Annotated in this window: 13 protein-coding genes and 1 pseudogene; 7 read left to right on the top strand and 7 right to left on the bottom strand. The window is 45.5% G+C overall.

The features are described from left to right. The first annotated feature begins 455 nt into the window (after window positions 1–455). From ilvD to LEP1GSC060_RS16260, 3 genes are read left to right on the top strand one after another with little or no spacing between them, the layout of a single operon-like run. On the top strand, window positions 456–2,138 hold the full coding sequence (gene ilvD / locus LEP1GSC060_RS16265; protein ID WP_003008511.1) for a dihydroxy-acid dehydratase: 1,683 nt from the start codon (window positions 456–458) through the stop codon (window positions 2,136–2,138). Continuing rightward, window positions 2,135–2,290 (top strand): TIR domain-containing protein, encoded by a 156-nt coding sequence (locus LEP1GSC060_RS20385; protein WP_003008525.1) that lies wholly within the window; start codon window positions 2,135–2,137, stop codon window positions 2,288–2,290. Before ilvD ends, LEP1GSC060_RS20385 begins: the two co-directional genes overlap by 4 nt. Beyond that, entirely contained in the window at window positions 2,277–2,852 is a 576-nt protein-coding gene (locus tag LEP1GSC060_RS16260; protein WP_003008410.1) for a uracil-DNA glycosylase family protein, read from the top strand. Before LEP1GSC060_RS20385 ends, LEP1GSC060_RS16260 begins: the two co-directional genes overlap by 14 nt. A 243-nt stretch (window positions 2,853–3,095) precedes the next feature. Here the strand turns inward: LEP1GSC060_RS16260 and LEP1GSC060_RS16255 are convergent, their stop codons facing one another. The 3 genes from LEP1GSC060_RS16255 to LEP1GSC060_RS16245 form a co-directional block, all read right to left on the bottom strand. After that, a complete protein-coding gene (locus tag LEP1GSC060_RS16255; protein ID WP_003008373.1) occupies window positions 3,096–3,758 on the bottom strand; it encodes a toll/interleukin-1 receptor domain-containing protein in 663 nt (220 codons plus the stop codon). Between the two features lie 161 nt (window positions 3,759–3,919). Beyond that, window positions 3,920–7,297: a methylmalonyl-CoA mutase family protein gene (locus LEP1GSC060_RS16250; protein WP_003008484.1), complete on the bottom strand. Its 3,378-nt coding sequence runs from the start codon at window positions 7,295–7,297 to the stop codon at window positions 3,920–3,922. Window positions 7,298–7,333: 36 nt separating this feature from the next. Beyond that, window positions 7,334–8,137 (bottom strand): lysophospholipid acyltransferase family protein, encoded by an 804-nt coding sequence (locus tag LEP1GSC060_RS16245; protein ID WP_003008376.1) that lies wholly within the window; start codon window positions 8,135–8,137, stop codon window positions 7,334–7,336. A 136-nt stretch (window positions 8,138–8,273) separates the two neighbouring features. Between LEP1GSC060_RS16245 and LEP1GSC060_RS16240 the strand changes: the two genes are divergently transcribed. From LEP1GSC060_RS16240 to LEP1GSC060_RS16230, 3 genes are read left to right on the top strand one after another with little or no spacing between them, the layout of a single operon-like run. Further along, window positions 8,274–9,245: a phosphatase PAP2 family protein gene (locus tag LEP1GSC060_RS16240; RefSeq protein WP_036096885.1), complete on the top strand. Its 972-nt coding sequence runs from the start codon at window positions 8,274–8,276 to the stop codon at window positions 9,243–9,245. Window position 9,246: 1 nt separating this feature from the next. Next, window positions 9,247–10,533 carry an oligosaccharide flippase family protein gene (locus tag LEP1GSC060_RS16235; RefSeq protein ID WP_003008520.1) on the top strand — a complete coding sequence of 429 codons (1,287 nt, stop codon included), beginning with the start codon at window positions 9,247–9,249 and terminating at the stop codon, window positions 10,531–10,533. Beyond that, the gene (locus tag LEP1GSC060_RS16230) at window positions 10,530–12,179 is read left to right on the top strand and encodes a hypothetical protein (RefSeq protein ID WP_230458347.1); all 1,650 of its coding nucleotides are present in this window, start codon (window positions 10,530–10,532) and stop codon (window positions 12,177–12,179) included. The genes LEP1GSC060_RS16235 and LEP1GSC060_RS16230 overlap by 4 nt, the downstream gene beginning before the upstream one ends. Here LEP1GSC060_RS16230 and LEP1GSC060_RS16225 read toward each other — a convergent pair. From LEP1GSC060_RS16225 to LEP1GSC060_RS16210, 4 genes are read right to left on the bottom strand one after another with little or no spacing between them, the layout of a single operon-like run. Then, window positions 12,159–13,073: an ATP-binding response regulator gene (locus tag LEP1GSC060_RS16225; RefSeq protein WP_003008466.1), complete on the bottom strand. Its 915-nt coding sequence runs from the start codon at window positions 13,071–13,073 to the stop codon at window positions 12,159–12,161. The genes LEP1GSC060_RS16230 and LEP1GSC060_RS16225 overlap by 21 nt on opposite strands. Window positions 13,074–13,116: 43 nt before the next feature. Continuing rightward, window positions 13,117–14,472 (bottom strand): PDZ domain-containing protein, encoded by a 1,356-nt coding sequence (locus LEP1GSC060_RS16220; protein ID WP_003008420.1) that lies wholly within the window; start codon window positions 14,470–14,472, stop codon window positions 13,117–13,119. Then, window positions 14,469–15,932, bottom strand: coding sequence for a S1C family serine protease (locus LEP1GSC060_RS16215; protein ID WP_003008403.1), 1,464 nt, complete (start codon window positions 15,930–15,932; stop codon window positions 14,469–14,471). The genes LEP1GSC060_RS16220 and LEP1GSC060_RS16215 overlap by 4 nt, the downstream gene beginning before the upstream one ends. Then, window positions 15,925–16,803, bottom strand: coding sequence for an LIC11113 family protein (locus tag LEP1GSC060_RS16210; RefSeq protein ID WP_003008562.1), 879 nt, complete (start codon window positions 16,801–16,803; stop codon window positions 15,925–15,927). The genes LEP1GSC060_RS16215 and LEP1GSC060_RS16210 overlap by 8 nt, the downstream gene beginning before the upstream one ends. Here LEP1GSC060_RS16210 and LEP1GSC060_RS20670 point away from each other — a divergent pair. Beyond that, window positions 16,774–16,966, top strand: a pseudogene (locus LEP1GSC060_RS20670) (hypothetical protein). The gene LEP1GSC060_RS16210 and the pseudogene LEP1GSC060_RS20670 sit on opposite strands and share 30 nt — an antisense overlap. Window positions 16,967–17,008 lie beyond the last annotated feature (42 nt).

Below are 17,008 nucleotides of genomic sequence, written 5' to 3'. Positions count from 1 at the left end.
TCGCTTTCGCATCGGTTATACCGAACCCACGTTAAATAACGTGAGTTCGGCGGTTGAAAGTTTGGGCGCATCCGGATCGCGCCTTTTGCAACTCAATGTTTCTCCCTGGCGCTGCGAGGGAGCAGTCGACTTTAGTTCCCGGGTCGTTCCATAACCGACCCCAAATGAAAACGGAACCGCAGAATGAGTGATGATGGAGGGCATGTTTAGTGGCGTGGGACTAGGGATCAGTGGTTAGGATGGACCTTGCCTGCCGCTAGGAATTAGGAGCCGCTGTAGGTTATGTATGTAAAAATCCTAACCCCTAGTGTCTAAAACCGCGCCACATAAAACGCGGAAATCCTCACAATACAACCTGACCTTTTCCATTTGACCGGAAAGAGAGTTCTCAAAACTGTACTTCTATAACTCGTTCGAAACAAACGTTTTAGGAACGGCTAAAATAGAGGCTAACTATGAGCGATAACTTAAAAAAAAGAAGTTCGATGACTACCGACGGGGACAATCGCGCGCCCAATCGAGCGATGCTTCGTGCCGTCGGTTTTACGGACGAAGACTTTCACAAACCGATGATCGGAATCGCATCCACTTGGAGCGAAGTAACCCCTTGTAATATTCATATCAATAAACTCGCCGAAAAAGTCAAAGAGGGCGTTCGAACCGCCGGAGGAGTTCCTCAAATTTACGGAACGATCACGGTTTCCGACGGAATTACGATGGGCCACGAAGGGATGCATTTTTCCCTTCCTTCCAGAGAAGTGATCGCGGATTCGATCGAGATCGTTTCCAACGCGATGAGACACGACGGAGTGATCGCGATCGGCGGTTGTGATAAGAACATGCCCGGTTGTCTCATGGCTCTTTGCAGAATCGACGCTCCTTCCATTTTCGTTTACGGGGGAACCATTCTTCCGGGGCATTGTGACGGTCAGGACGTGGATATCGTCTCGATCTTCGAGGCGGTCGGTAAATTCAACGCCGGAAAAATTTCAAGAGAGGAGTTCGTTCGGATCGAACAGAACGCTTGTCCCGGTGCGGGAAGTTGCGGAGGGATGTATACCGCCAACACGATGTCTTCCGCGATCGAAGCGCTGGGAATGAGTCTTCCCGGATCGGCTTCCATGCCCGCGGTGAGTTCCAGAAAATCGGAGGATTGTTACGAGGCTGGAAAGGCGCTGATCCGTCTCATCCAAAAAGGAATCACTCCGAAACAGATTCTTACCAAAAAAGCGTTCGAGAACGCGATCACCGTAGTTCTTGTGTTAGGCGGTTCCACCAACGCGGTCCTTCATTTGATTGCGATCGCGAAAGAAATCGGAGTGGATCTGACTCTCGAAGACTTTGATCGAATCAGTAAAAAAACTCCTCACCTCGCGGATCTAAAGCCGGGTGGAAAATACGCGATGACCGACCTCGATAAAGTGGGCGGGGTACACGGCGTGATGAAATATCTTTTAAAAGAAGGCATGCTTCACGGGGATTGTATCACCGTTACCGGAAAAACGATTGCAGAAAATCTAATGGATATGCCCGACCTGGTTCCGAACCAGACGATCGTTCGTAAAAAATCGGAAGCGCTCCATCCTTCCGGTCCTCTCGTGATTTTAAAAGGAAACCTCGCACCGGACGGAGCGGTCGCTAAAATTTCGGGTCTGAAAAAAATTTCCATTACAGGTCCCGCAAAAGTTTTCGAATCCGAAGACGATTGTTTCAACGCGATCATGAACGACAAAATCAAACCCGGAGACGTGATCATCATTCGTTACGAAGGTCCCAAAGGCGGCCCCGGAATGAGGGAGATGCTCGCCGTAACTTCCGCGCTTGTCGGAAAAGGTTTGGGAGAAGACGTGGGTCTTATGACCGACGGTCGATTCAGCGGTGGGACTCACGGTCTTGTGGTCGGACATATTTCACCGGAGGCGTTTGAAGGCGGCCCGATCGCGATCGTTCAAAACGGAGATTCGGTTACCATCGATTCGACGAAGAATCTGCTTCAAGTCGAAATCTCCCAGGAAGAAATCGATAAACGGTTGAAGAACTGGAAACCGATTCCGCCTAGATACAAGTCCGGAGTCCTTGCGAAATACGCCAAACTCGTTCAATCGGCGACTAACGGAGCGATTACGAATCTGCTTTGAAAACGATCTATCTTGCAGGATCGGAAGTATTCTTACCGGAGGTTCTTTCTCTTCTGCAGGATAGAAAATCTCTTTGTGTGTCGTTCGGCCTTAACGCAGATTTTGCGTTAGGCGACATTGTTGCGCGGGAATTTACAAATGCAAGAAATTGAATCCTTACTTAAGAAAGCAAGGTCGTGTTCGCTCTGCGCCAAGAATCTTCCTTTTCCGTCAAAACCCATTTTTCGCGTCAATCCCATGGCCCGAATTCTACTGATCGGGCAAGCGCCTGGACTGAAAGTTCACGAGTCCGGTATCCCCTGGCAGGACGCAAGCGGAGAACGGCTTCGTGCCTGGATGGGACTGAGTGCGGATACTTTCTACGATGAGCAAATTGTCGCGATTATGCCGATGGGTTTTTGTTATCCGGGCAAAGGAAAATCAGGAGACTTGCCGCCACGACCTGAATGCGCTCCCGAATGGCATCCGCGTTTATTGCCTCTAATGCCGAATATTCGTTTAACAATTCTGATCGGACAGTATGCGCAGGAGCGTTATTTGTTAAAGAAGAAGGCGAATCTGACTGAGACCGTAAAAGCCTTTAGGGAATACGCGCCGCAGTATTTACCGTTAGTACATCCTTCCCCGAGGAACCAGATCTGGTTGAAGAGAAATCCTTGGTTTGAAAAACAGCTCGTTCCAGACTTGCAGAAGCGTATTCAGGCGCTTCTCTAAGATGCGTAAATTCCCAATAACATTTCTCGTTCCGTAACTTTAAATGACATCTGAAAATTTGCATATGTGGAACGTTTCGTGTTTATGCGTATGTCGCCTAAACGCGGCTTATGCGACGGTAATAGATTTCGCGATTAGTTGAACGTCGTCAATTCGGCGTTTATACGACATTCGTAGATTCTCCCGTATTCGATCTGCTGCGTCTGGCTAAAAAACAAGATCCACTGCGCCCTGAATTTTAATTCATATTATAAATTTATGAAGTATTTCTTCCGTTCCAGTCTTCAAAACAGTAAGAACTTTTTTCGGAAGCAAGTAGCGATAATCTTTTAAGAGTTCGGGAATATATCGTTTTTTGCATAAACCGGCGTCGTAAACCTGGCGGTTGTTTGCGGAACGTTTGAGCAAATCTTTGATCTGCGATTTTTTCATTTGATCCACGTAGGGAAGGATCAATTGAAAATTCTTTTCAGCCTGTCTGAAAGATCTGGATCTTCCGATGAGATCTACGATCATATTTGTCCCGACGGTAAAATTACAACGGATAATTCCGGGAATTAGATCGCTGATCGATACTGTTTCTTCCTTGATTTTGGCCGATTGTGTTTTACCGACAAATCCCTTGGGGATCGTTCCGTCCAAGGAAAGAAAAACCAGCGTCATTTCTTGAAAGGCGGCGATCCCCGCTTCTTGAACGCACCAAGGCGACCTTTCGTAATCCGCGCTTAAGAGCGCGACGAACAGATCCGACTTTGCCAACTCGTTTAAGATTACGGTCTGCCATTCCGAAGAAACCTTGATGTCTTCGTGGGCGAGAAAGGAGGAAATCCCGAAATGATCGAGTAGGTTCTGAATTTTACCTGCGGTGTATTTGTCTGCTGTGGAGTAACTGGTAAAGGCTTTCATCTTTTTGTACTCATACGAACGATAGTATCATTATAACCGCGTAGTCGACAAAAGCCGCCTCCTAACTTTTAGACGTAAGTTTAGGGAAACGGAATGTGTTTTGTCTATCGACTAACCGTAAATAAACGATCGTCCGAGTGCAAGGAGACGTAAGAATTTTGTTACATACTTCTGCGGTATTGCCCGCCGACTTCGTACAGTGCGTGCGTCATCTGACCTAAGGAAACTTTTTTAGAAGTTTCGATCAGCTCCTCGAAGATATTCCCGTTGGAAAGACAAACGGTTTTCAGACGTTTCAAACGAGCTTCCAGATCCTTCTCGTTTCGTTTTTGAAATTCTCTCAACGCGCCTATTTGAGCCTGTTTTTCGGAATCGGTGGAACGGATCACTTCTTGGGGAACAATCGTAGGGGAGCCTTCTTTGCTTAAGAAAGTGTTCACTCCGATCACCGGAAATTCTCCGCTGTGCTTTAAGGATTCGTAATATAACGATTCTTCCTGGATTTTATTTCTTTGATACATCATCTCCATCGCTCCGAGAACTCCGCCTCTTTCGGAAATTTTGCGGAACTCTTCGAGGATCGCTTGTTCGACCAAGTCGGTGAGTTCCTCGATGATAAACGAACCTTGGCCGGGGTTTTCGTTTTTTGTAAGTCCAAGTTCCCGATTGATGATAAGTTGGATCGCCATCGCGCGTCGAACGGATTCTTCCGTCGGCGTGGTGATCGCTTCGTCGTATGCGTTCGTATGCAAGGAATTGCAATTGTCGTAGATCGCGTATAACGCCTGCAAGGTGGTTCTGATATCGTTAAACGCGATCTCTTGTGCGTGAAGAGATCTCCCCGAAGTTTGGATATGATACTTGAGCATCGCCGAACGGTCGTTAGCCCCGTACTTGTTTTTCATCGCCTTCGCCCAGATTCTTCTCGCAACCCTACCGATCACCGCATACTCCGGATCGATTCCGTTCGAAAAGAAAAAAGAAAGATTGGGAGCGAAGTCGTCTATTTTCATTCCTCGACTGAGGAAATATTCCACATAGGTCAAACCGTTTGCGAGAGTGAAAGCGACCTGAGTGATCGGATTGGCTCCCGCCTCCGCGATATGATAACCCGAAATGGAAACCGAATAAAAATTTCGAACCTGATTGACGATGAAGTATTCCTGAATGTCGCCCATCATCTTGAGAGCGAACTCCGTCGAGAAGATACAAGTGTTCTGAGCCTGGTCTTCTTTGAGAATGTCCGCTTGCACGGTTCCACGAACGACCTTTACGGTTTCCTGTTTTATCTTTTCATAAACTTCTTTTTCCAAAACCTCGTCTCCTGAAACTCCTAAAAGCATCAGACCGAGTCCGTCGTTTCCTTCGGGAATCTGCGTGTTGTATTTCGGAACCGGAAGATTTTTTTGTTTATAGACGGATTCGATTTTTTGACGAACTTCTTTTTCGATTCCGGTCGCCTTGATATGTTTTTCGCAGGCCTGATCGATTGCCGCGTTCATAAAAAACGCAAGGACCATCGGAGCCGGTCCGTTGATCGTCATCGAAACCGAAGTGGTGGGATTGCAGAGATCGAAACCGGAATAGAGTTTTTTTGCGTCGTCCAAAGTGGCGATGCTCACACCCGAGTTTCCGATCTTGCCGTAGATGTCCGGTCTTTCGCCCGGATCTTCGCCGTATAACGTCACCGAGTCGAACGCCGTGGACAAACGTTGTGCGGGCATTCCCAAACTCACGTAGTGAAAACGGGCGTTGGTTCTTTCGGGTCCGCCTTCTCCGGCGAACATACGAGTCGGATCTTCCCCCGTTCTTTTAAAAGGAAAAACTCCCGCAGTAAACGGAAACTCTCCGGGAAAATTTTCCTGAAACGACCAGAGGACGATTTCTCCCCAGTCTTGGAACTTAGGCGTAGCCACCTTCGGAATTTTCAGGTTGCTCAAGGAGGTGGAGGTGTTGGAAACTCGAATCTCCTTATCCCGAACCTTATACGTGAAGTTTTCACTGCGATAGTTTTTCAGTTTTTCTTCCCAACCGGAAAGAATCGCTTTCGTTGTCGGACTCAAAGAGTTTTCAATTTTAGAATATTCTGATTCTATAATATTTGTGTCTTGCCCGGAAGTTTTTAAGATTTCGATCGCGCCCGAAAGTTGGAAAAGTTTTCTGGCCTTTGAGGATTCGTTTTTTGCGAATTGATCGTAACGATCGCATTCTTCCCGAATCTCCGCGAGATAACGGACCCGGTCCGGAGGAATGATGAAAATTTTCTCGCTCGTTCCGGATTCCAACCCGTAAGAGGAGGTCCAACCCAGGTTCAACTTGTCGGAGACGGAACGGATTACGTTTCCGTAAAGTATGTTGGTTCCCGGATCGTTAAACTGAGAGGCGATCGTTCCGAACACGGGCATCAAGTCCGCGTTTTGCGAAAAGAGTTGTCTGGATCTTTGGAATTGTTTTTTGACGTCTCTCTGCGCGTCGAGCGCGCCTCGTTTATCGAACTTGTTGATCGCGATCAGATCGGCGTAGTCGATCATATCGATTTTTTCCAACTGAGTCGCGGCCCCGTATTCGGGAGTCATGACATACAACGCGACGTCGGCAACTTCGGTGATTTCGGAGTCGCTCTGACCGATCCCCGCGGTTTCCACGATAATCAGGTCGAAACCCGCGCTTTTTAAAACGTCGATACTTCGTTTAACGTTTTTGTTAAGCGCAATGTTGGCTTCTCTCGTCGCAAAGGATCGCATATAAACCCTATCGTGGGAAATGGAATTCATCCGAATCCTATCGCCGAGAAGGGCCCCTCCCGTTTTTCTTTTGGAAGGATCCACCGAAAGGATCGCGACGGTTTTGTCCGGAAAGTCGATCAAAAATCTCCGGACCAGTTCGTCGGTCAGGGAAGATTTGCCCGCGCCTCCGGTACCGGTAATTCCAAGAATCGGAACGGTTTTGGATCCCGGAGGAAAGTTCAGTTTTTCGGTTAACGCCGATTTTTCGAGCTCTTCCCTTTCAAATGTGTTTTCCACGAGAGTGATCGTTTGAGCGATCGCGAGCGGATTTTTGTCTTTTAAGGAAGAATGAAGAGTGCCGTTGAACGTAAGAGGAGGAATGAAGTCGGCCTTGCGGATGAGATCGTTGATCATTCCTTGCAGACCCAGTTCTCTGCCGTCGTCGGGGGAATAAATCCGAGCGACCCCGTAGGCTTCCAGCTCTTTGATTTCGGAAGGGAGAATGGTACCGCCGCCTCCGCCGAAAACCTTGATATGACCCGCGCCTTTTTCCTTTAAGAGGTCTATCATGTATTTGAAATATTCCACGTGACCGCCTTGGTAACTCGTGATCGCGATTCCTTGCGCGTCCTCTTGAATCGCACACTCCACGATTTCTCTAACGGAACGGTTGTGACCTAAGTGGATGACTTCCACGCCGGAAGCCTGTAGAATCCTTCTCATGATATTGATCGAAGCGTCGTGTCCGTCGAAAAGGGAAGCGGCCGTGATAAAACGAACCTTGTGTTTGGGAGTGTAAATCTGAGTTTCCATATGGATTCTTCTATTCTAATATTAAAAAAAATGAATTTAGCTTTCCGGAGAATCGATGAGTTTTCTCACGCGGTTTTCCAGTTCTTCGATTACGATTTTTGCGGCTTTTTTCAGGGGTTCCTTCGGAAACTCGTGCGGATAAATCGGCTTACCGATGTTGTATGTGATTTTGGCGCCGAATGCTTTTCCGGTCAAAAAGGCTTCGGGTTTCAACATCCTCCACGCGCCTTTGATCGCGCTCGGAATGATCGGAACTCCCGCACGGATCGCAAGTTTTGCGGAAAGCGCTTTGAAAGAACCCGGAGTAACCGCGGGTGTTCTGGTTCCCTGGGGATACACCGAAATCAGTTCTCCCTTTTGAATGAGTTCTACGATGTAATTTTCGAGTTCCTCGTAATAGGCCGCGGCGGACTTAGCGTCTTTCACGTTATGCGCTCTTAGGATGGGATGGCCGCCCCAGTGCATAAGTTGTTTACCTTGCAGATCTCCGAGAGCGTTCAGTGCGGTCGTTAAGGTTTGTTTCATCAAACTGAGAGGAAACGTATTTAAGGGAGAATCCGGATTATTTAGGATGTCTAGGACGGTTTCCTGAGGATGAAACAATTCGTATTTTCCGAGATAAATCACTTTTCTTAAAACGGAGGTTCCTTGTACGATTACATCCAGGTTGTCCGTGTGATTGGAGATGAGGACCGCACCTCCGGTTTCGGGAATGTTTTCAATGCCCGTAACTTCCACGGAATAAACCAGGTGAAGAAGAGTTTTTAGGAATTGTTTTACGGGTTCTCTGGGAATCAGAAAAAGGCTGTCAAGTGGTTCGGCTTCGGTTTGGGTTTCCATTCAAGATCTGCTTTTAGAACGTGTGTTCAATAAATATTGGATTTAGAATTCATTGTACCGAATCGAATCGAATCCATCAAGTTGGATTTTTCGAATCGAAAACCGCTTTAAAATCAAGTTAGGAGAAACGAGAAGGGTGAGTACGAATATAAGTTGGTTTCAAGATCCGTTTTGGTTTGGGGAAACGTTTTTACAAACTCTGCGCGGAACCTCGTGGGATCCGATTCTGAGCGTGTTCACGTTGGTTTTTCATTATTTGGGAGAAACCGTTTTTTTTATGACTCTTCTATCCTTCGTTTACGTTTTTATCGATCGTAAACTCGGAATCCGTCTCGGAGTAGGATTGCTCTCGACTGCAATCTTCAATGCGCTCTTAAAGATCTGGTTTGAAAGTCCCCGACCTACGCTACCCTGGAACGGTCCCGGAAAACTCGTCGAACTTTCGTACGGATTTCCATCGGGGCACGTTCAAACGTCCGTGGTCATCTGGGGATTGATCTTTTTACACGTAAAAAACAAAACGATCCGCACGATTGCACTTTTCATTTTAATGTTCATGCCTTTTTCCAGAATGTACGGAGGTGTACATTATCCGGGAGACGTCTTGGGCGGATTGATTTTCGGTCTGATCGGTTTGATGACGATCGAGATCGTATTTAAAAGTTTTCCCGAGTTGGAATCGCCGAAAGCTTTTACGGGCCAAACGTTTTCCAAAACGAAAACGTTCATCTTGGTTTTAGTGACGTTGACCTTACCTTCCGTATTATTGTATTCGAATGGGAGCGTTCTTGAAAAAGTAAAGTCGTATGAAAACGTAATATCGGCAAGCGGGGCCTTGGGAGGATTTGCGATCGGGATCTTACTTTCCAAATATCATAATTTGGAATGGGAGAAGGCGGATCGTGTATCGGAGGCGATTCGAAGAGCGGCGGTATTGATACTTGGAATTTTTCTTTTATACGTTTTACCCGGAATCCTCGTTCAAAAGTTCTTACCGGAAAATCCGGTTGCAAGATACCTCAGGTACGGGATCGTTAGCAGTTACATCGCTTTTTTCTCCGTATATATAACGGTTAGGTGGAAGGAAAAAGCTGATTTAAAAAAATAGAATGTTGAATTTTTTCGGGAAGACGCAAAAAATATCGGATCTTTGGTTTCAGTTCCGTAGATCCGGAATGTTTAAATCCTCCCTTTTTGTCAGCATCTCCAAGGCGATATCGTCTCTGCTCAATCTCGTGTTTATGGTATATTCCGTAAACATACTCACAAAAAGCGAAAACGGACTCTTTCAATATTACGCCGGATTTTTGCCCGTGTTACTTGCGATTGCGGAGTTCGGATTACCCGCCGCGCTCGTAAAATTTTTGGCGCCTGTAACCGCGGACAAACAAAAGATCGGGATTTTATTGTCTTCTTCCCTGCTCATCAAACTCGGCGCGCTCGGCGCCCTGACCTTAATCAGTTTGATCGGAGCCGTACTTTTGAGAGAAAGTTCGATCGTGGTCGCGTTACTCGTATTGGGAAGTTTCGTACTTTCTTTCAATTCCTTTTTTGAAAGTATCTTCATCTGTTTCGGAAACTATATCTCGTTATCCTTATGGAATCCACTGCCCAATTTAATCCGACTTGCGGTATTGTATTTTGCGGATCAGCTCGCCGAAAAGGCCCTCGGACATTTGGATATACTCGCGATCTTTACCGTCTCGCCTTTGTTCGTATTGGTACTGTTCTTTTTCGTATTTCCGAGAAGGCAGTTGAATTGGAGCGGAGAAAAAAACGGAATCGTCGAGACGACGTCGACCTTGGCGTCGTTTAACGGATATGCGTTTTTAGCGTCCATCTTTGCGATGATCTCGGACAGGATGGAAATCTTTTTTTTGAAGTGGTATTATTCCCAGGAATCCGCGGCCGTATACGGAACCGCCTTACAGTTGTTCAGCGGATTTGTGATTTTGTTTTCGGTGATCAACTCGCTGATCTATCCTAAATTATCCCGACTTGTGGACTCGGAGGAATTTCCAATTTTTCTTTGGAAGTCCGTGTTGTTGTCCGTGGGTATGGCCCTTTTGTTATCTCCCGGATTTTTTATGGCGGAATGGATCCTAAATCTATTGTTCCGAGGAAAATACGCGGACTCGATCGGAGTGTTTCAGATCCTTTATCCGAACTATATGTTGCAGTTGGTATTTTCACCGCTCGGAATCGCGTTATTCGCGCTTGGACAACCCAGGATGCTTGCGTTTTTGGCGCTTTTACGACTTGTCTGCGGATTGGTTTTGGCAAATCTGCTCATACCGGAATACGGACCCACGGGCGCGGCGTCGTCCTACTTCTTAGGACAAATCGTGTCCTGGCTCATCTTAACCGGATATTTTCTTGCCTACTTTCGAAGATGAATCCGAATTTCCGAGCGCAGACCCGAACAAAAAAAGAGGGATTTCTCTCCGCTTCGCGGATAAAACATTCCATTTTTTGTATATTCATACTCTCGCAAACGATTTCGGCGGAATCCTATTCGGAATATAGGCTCGACGATCTTTTGATCTGGGAATACGGAAAAAAGGATCTGACCGGAAGGGGAAGGTTTTACGATTCCGAGAAAAAAAAACCGGAAACCGATTCGGGGGAAAACCGAGAGAGAATTCCAAAAGAAAAGGAACGGGAATTTTCAAGGAACGAAATTTCAAAAGATCAAACCACAAACCATGAAATCGGAAAACGATCCGAAGACGAAATCGAATCCGAAAAAAAACGAACTTCGCAAACACAAAATAAAACAAACCCGTTTTACGGAAACGTTACGGCGCTTTACAGGGGTTTGAGACAAAAAGGAGGGGTCGAGGATGAAAAGCCGGATCGAAGTTTTTCCAGGGGGATTTTAAGTCCCGAAGTCGGCTGGAAAAACAAGGGCGAACGTATATATCATAAAATTCTAATATCTCCGTTTTTACAATACGAGGAAAACGTAGTCGGAACCAAAACTACGACTCGAGGGGCGGACGCGGAACTGTTGTGGATCGCCGGCTGGGAATCTCCCGTATTGAAAATGGGAATCGAAGCGGGACGGGGATATCAAAGATTGGATCGAAACGGATTTTTATTCGTGGGATTTTTAAATTACGGAGAATTCCAATTTCACTGGAAACCTTCGGGGGTAACGGCGTCCGTCCTCGGCGCTCAGATGCAAAATTCACCCTTGTACACCGAACGAGACAGGAACGAATCCCCGCAAAGAATAACCGGAGGAAGCGTACAAGTCCTGGAAAACCCCTTCCTTCAGAATTTTAGAATATTCTACTATTTGTATAAGGAATCCAGGCAGGAGGCGGTCAAAGGGGATTTTTCGGTACAAGCGGAACCGTTTAGACCCTACGGAGCGTATCAATATTACGGATTCGAGTTCTCTTCCGCAAAATATCACGGATTGAGGATAGACTTGGACGGGATCCAAGTCCTCGGATCGAGGGAATACGGACTCGACTCTTTTCGGAGTTACGGAACTACACAATCCACAAAAGGAAGTTTGGTAGGATCGCGACTTGTATTGGAAAGGACGGAAGCCTCTTATTTTTTGGGAGGATTTTATACGTCCAAGGACGAGGAGTTGCGGACCGATCGAAATTCGAACGGTTATTCCGGAATTCGAACCGATCCGAGAGGATACGGTGGAAAAACTTCCTTTTTATTGATGGAAAGTCTGTTGATCCAAGAGGGTAACTTGTTTCCGGAAGACGGCGTCGTTGCAAAACCGAATTTTGAAAACAAGGGAATCCGACTTCTTCAACTCGGAGTAAAAAAAACCTGGGACCGAAATTGGACCGTCCAAGGAACGGTTTTTAATTCGTCTTCGTCGATCGGACGAGGTTGGGAAGGAAACTTGGCGGCCGGACATCAATCAGAACATTCTTATATTCTAATGAGCTTATCCTACGCGTATGTGGACCCGCAGAAGGAAAAAAAAATATTTTTCGAGGAATGGGAAAAGGAAGAACCGATCCGAAAATATTCCCGAATTTATCTTTCAGCCGGCGTTTACTTCTGAAGGAGAGGGAAGGACTCTTTTTAAGGTTCTGCTAAAACTGACTTCGTTTCCGATTTCGTTGTAGACGAGTGCGTCCACGTTCATTCTCACTAAAAAGATTCCTCGACCGGAAAGGTAACTTGCGTTCGGATCGGTGACCGGATCCGGAACTTTGGCGGGATCAAAACCGGTTCCGTGATCCTTTAGGGAAACGTTAACCTTTTGATTTTCAAAACCCACTTCAAGTTGAACGGTTCCGTTCAAACTTTCGCAGATCCGATCCACGTGATCCACATAATCCGCATCGGAAGCGAGGAGTTTCGATTTATTATCGTAACTGATTCCGGCAAAACCGTGTTCGATCGCATTACCGAGTAACTCGTATAAGGCGAGTTTGATCCCGAGAATATCGTCCGTGTGAATTCCCGGAATGAGTGAAATCGATCGCATCACAAGATTCACGTATTGATTCAGATTTTTAAGACTGGGTTTGATCGAAAAACGTTGTTTGGACTCGGTCATCTGAAAGTGGTTTTTACCGATGAGTTCCTGACTGGAAATAAATAAATTCTCGAATTTCTGAAGGGACTGACGGATCGCATCCATTCGAAAAGGTTTGATAAAAAAATCCACGGCCCCGAGCCTGAGCGCTCGAATGGAAATGTCGATATCCTGATTGCCCGTAATCACGATAAAAGGAGTATTGATTTCCCTGTCCCGGAGTTTGGAGACGAAGTCGATCCCGCTCATTTTGGGAAGACGAACGTCCGTCACGATCAGATCAAAACTGTCGGTCTTACAGATTTCCAGGGCTTCTTCCGCGGTCCCGGCCAGAGTGAGATCGTGGAGGATTCCGAATATTTCACGGAACAGATCTCGGATCATTTCTTCGTCGTCTAAAAAAAGGATTCGCATTGGATGTCAAACATTACATTTCCGGAATGGATCCGTCAAGAAATTATCGGTCTAAATTATCCAATTTGTCCAGGCTATAATTTGAGAGAATTTTCCGATTTAAGTCCTGCAATTGATCTTTGGAAAACGCGGCGATTCGATTTCCGGAAAAACGAAACACAACGTATTCTTCCCGACTTTCGTTTAGAATTTCCTTGAGATCGGATAAGGAACGAACGGACTTATCGTTTACGGATTCTAAAATTTGATCTTGGAAATCGTGAAACCCTTGATTGGCCGAGTCCGGAAAAACTCTGCTGATAAATACGAGACGATTTTTTTCAGGATGGATCTTCTTGTCGAAAGATTCGTAGAGATACAAAAGTTTTCTGTCTACATTTTCCCTATATTGGTTTCCGGATTCCTTTAAGTAAGAACCGGTCAGTTCCGTAAAAAAAAGTCCGCCGCTGATTAAATACAAAGGAGGTTTTGCTCCCGAGGGAATAAAAAAAGAATCCTCCGAGTAACTTTTTAACGAATAAGAAATTTCTTTTCTTTTACCCGCTCTAAAAACTCCGAGAGTCACAACGTTTCCGGGAAGGGCCAAACGGTGATTTTTTGTGAGAATTTTAGAAAGAACTTCCTGCCGATCCGGAGGGTGGGTAAAACTTTCCCCGTTGACGCTGTAAATCGCGTCACCTGGAAATAAATTATGAACCGGTCCGACTCCGGGATAAACTTCCGAGACCACAACCCCGGTCGAAGAATCGGGAAAGTAGAATTTTTTTTCCGGAACCGTAAGGGCGTCGTCAAAGGAAAATCCCGGATGGGCGATAGGGTTACTCGAAGCGGTGTGCAAAAACACGGAAAGATATTCCGAAGGGACGTTCCAACGTCCGTCCGTGTAACCGCAAATTATATTTTTTGAATATAAGAATTTTCTTTCGTTCCCTTCCGTTCCGGATTGTTCGCTCATTTTCAGGACCGAGTTGGAAAGATCCGGGTTCCCCCACGTCGGTTTCGAAAAAAACTTGGAACAGGAAGAGTGAAGGGAATCGCCGAAATGAGGTTTCCTTTTAGGGGAAAATTTACCCTTGTGCGAGAAAAGCGCAAGGCCGGTCTCGGGATCGTGTTTGAAAAGATACAAACGGGTTCCCGGTTTTGTTTCCGGATTCGTTTCCGAAAAGAGAGGAAGTTCTCCCGGAGGAAGAAGCGCGAGTAAAAAGTCCCGATCGGCCACAATCGCGGGAACTTTTTTTTCGAAGTACGAACCCTTCTGCCAAGGATTTTGATGGGAGAATTTTCTAAAATGAACGAGGATTGTTTCCGCATTCAAAGGAACCGAAATCGATAAACTCCATAAGACGGAAAAACAGATTTGGAAAGAGAGGAATGCGGGTCTCGAGGAAAATCGTATCATTCGTCCGCCTCCGCGCCGAAACGTTTTTTAACGCGAACATCGATCTTATCGATCGTCTCTTGGTCGAGAACGATCGGAAGATTGACACCTCTGAATTTCAGACTGATCGTACTTCCGTAGAATTTTTTCCACAGGGATTTGAAATCCTCCAAGTCGGAAGGAGTACGATCGTTGATGGATTCCAGAATTTTATAACGATAACCCGCGTACTTGGAATTGAGAGGATCGGGATAAATACCCGAAAGAAGGATATCCCTGTCCGTAAAACGATACAATTCGTCCTGGATGTAATAACTATAATGATAACGAAGGGAACTTTCCAAACGTTTGGAATCTCCGCCGATGAGAGCGTGGTTGACCGGTTGAAACAAAAAACCTCCCGATAAAAAACCGGAAATTTTATCCTGTTGCCTATAAAGGTCCAAGGTGGGAACCCGTTTGAGGGTCCCTTCGATTTTGTAGTTTTTTCCGTTTCTGTAAAAGAAAATCTTAATCGGATCTCCGATGAATTTTTCCTCGATCAGGTCTCCGATAAAACCGCCGATGGCGTCCATAATTCCGCCTTCCGCGTTGAGATAGGATTGATCGATTTTATACACAAAATCCTCCGGTTGTAAAAGATCCGAAAACGAGGAATCGGGATAAATCGTATTGATCAAAATACCGTTTAAACTTTCCGGAATTTTTAAATAGGACTTTAAGGAAACGGAATTACCGTTTTGAAAACTGAAACCGGGAAAAGGAAAACCGTGATAGGTTCCGTCCTCGACGTCTTTCAAGAAGTGATTGATGATCTCCGGAGGAATCAAGTAAGCGACGTTCCCCTGGGATTGACTGACTTGGAAAGTGATCCCCGCGACTTTTCCGTTTTGAATTGCGGGTCCGCCCGAATAACCGGGGATGATGTTGGCGTTGACTCGGATCGCTTTTCTGTAATCCAAACCTGTAAAGGAATAACGGACTCTTTCCACGCGGGAAACATTACCGTTTTCTAATGTGATATTTTCGTCCCCACCCGGATAACCTAAAATCAGAAGATTACTTCCGAGAGCGGGGGAAGAATCCGAAATTTCCAGAGGTTCCACTCCGGTGAAAAATTCCTCTTCTTCCACTTTGAGAATCGCGAGATCGCAGTCGAAACCCAGGTATTGAACTTCCGCCTTGTAAAATTTGCTCGAATTGAAATGTTTTACCTTGAGATAACCGGAATTGGAAACCACGTGCGCGTTCGTAAGAATCCGATTTCCTGAAATGATCAACCCGGTTCCTGCGTCCCTATGGATCGACTTTTCGGAATAACCCTCCTGTTCCTCTTTGCCCGAAAAAGTATCGCTTCGGACGATAACCACACCGTCCAGAAGGGCTTTGAGATCCGCAGAGTTTCCGTTTTGGGCGGAAAGACCGGAGCCGAAGGATAAAATTAAGAGAATTAGAATATTCAAAAATACTTTATTATTCATTGTAGATTTCCGCATCCTGTCGCCAGAGGATTTTGTCCGCTTCTATGGAATGGATTTTCAATTTACCGAGATATTTTGCGCCTTCCTGAACCCTATCCGTGTCCTTGTCGTCCACCTTAATTTTTCCCAAAAGGTCGGAACGAATTCGAATATAAGAATAAGGTGATGAAGGAATACAACTCGCCTGAAAGGAATAATACACCGCTTTTTCCCAATAAAAATCGGAATCCTTTTTTAAAAAGATCAAAGGGCAGGTGGAATCGAAGAAAATTTCCTTACCGCCGTTTAAATCCCTTTTTGCAGGATGTTTTGCGATACTGAGGTAATACTGGAGTCCGTGGTTGTCTTTGTATTCTTTCGGAGTTTGCGGTTCTTTTCGGGTATGATCTTTTTTACCGTGTTTTTTAAAACCCGAGGAAAAATCCTCACTCTCGAAAGAGGGTTTCACTTCCAAATAAACCTTCTTGCCGATTTTTAAAACTTCACCCAGGGAAATTTTTGCGGAATGATGTTTCCAAAATTCGGAACCGTCCCCCAGATAAATAAAACCGGACCATTTTTTTTCCTTACACTTGTAGGAAAGATAGATTACTTTTTCAAAACGTCCGGATTCTTCAAAAGCGCAAGGCTCCGGTTCAAAGGAAGAATATTGAGTTCGGAACGATCGAACGAGGGACGCAGACGGACGTTTTTGAAATTCATCTAAGAAGGATTGAAAATTTTCCTGAAACGATTTTGTTTCGTCCGATTCGATATTTCCGGCCAGAAAAAAGAAAAGAGAAAGAAGTCCGAAAAATACGACTCGTTTCTTCCGCGTATCTTTCGGAAAAATTCGAGTGGAATCACGGAGCTTCCTGAATTCTTTTATCATTGTATAGAGTATCGGCGTCGCGCCCCCTCGATGTTAAATCCTCTCGCACACTCGCGTAAGAAGGGCTTCCGATCGGAGAATTCGATCTTTCTTTTTTATAAAATCTTATGTCTCAAATTCGCGATGTTTTTTAAAAAAAAGTACATCGAAATTTTCAGGCTAAAAATAATGGTTTAATTCAAAGAAAGACTCGTTTCGAATCGAT

Origin of the sequence: Leptospira weilii serovar Ranarum str. ICFT (assembly GCF_000332415.1) — a bacterium.
Lineage (GTDB): Bacteria > Spirochaetota > Leptospiria > Leptospirales > Leptospiraceae > Leptospira > Leptospira weilii_A.
This window is presented reverse-complemented; position numbering and strand designations above follow the sequence as displayed.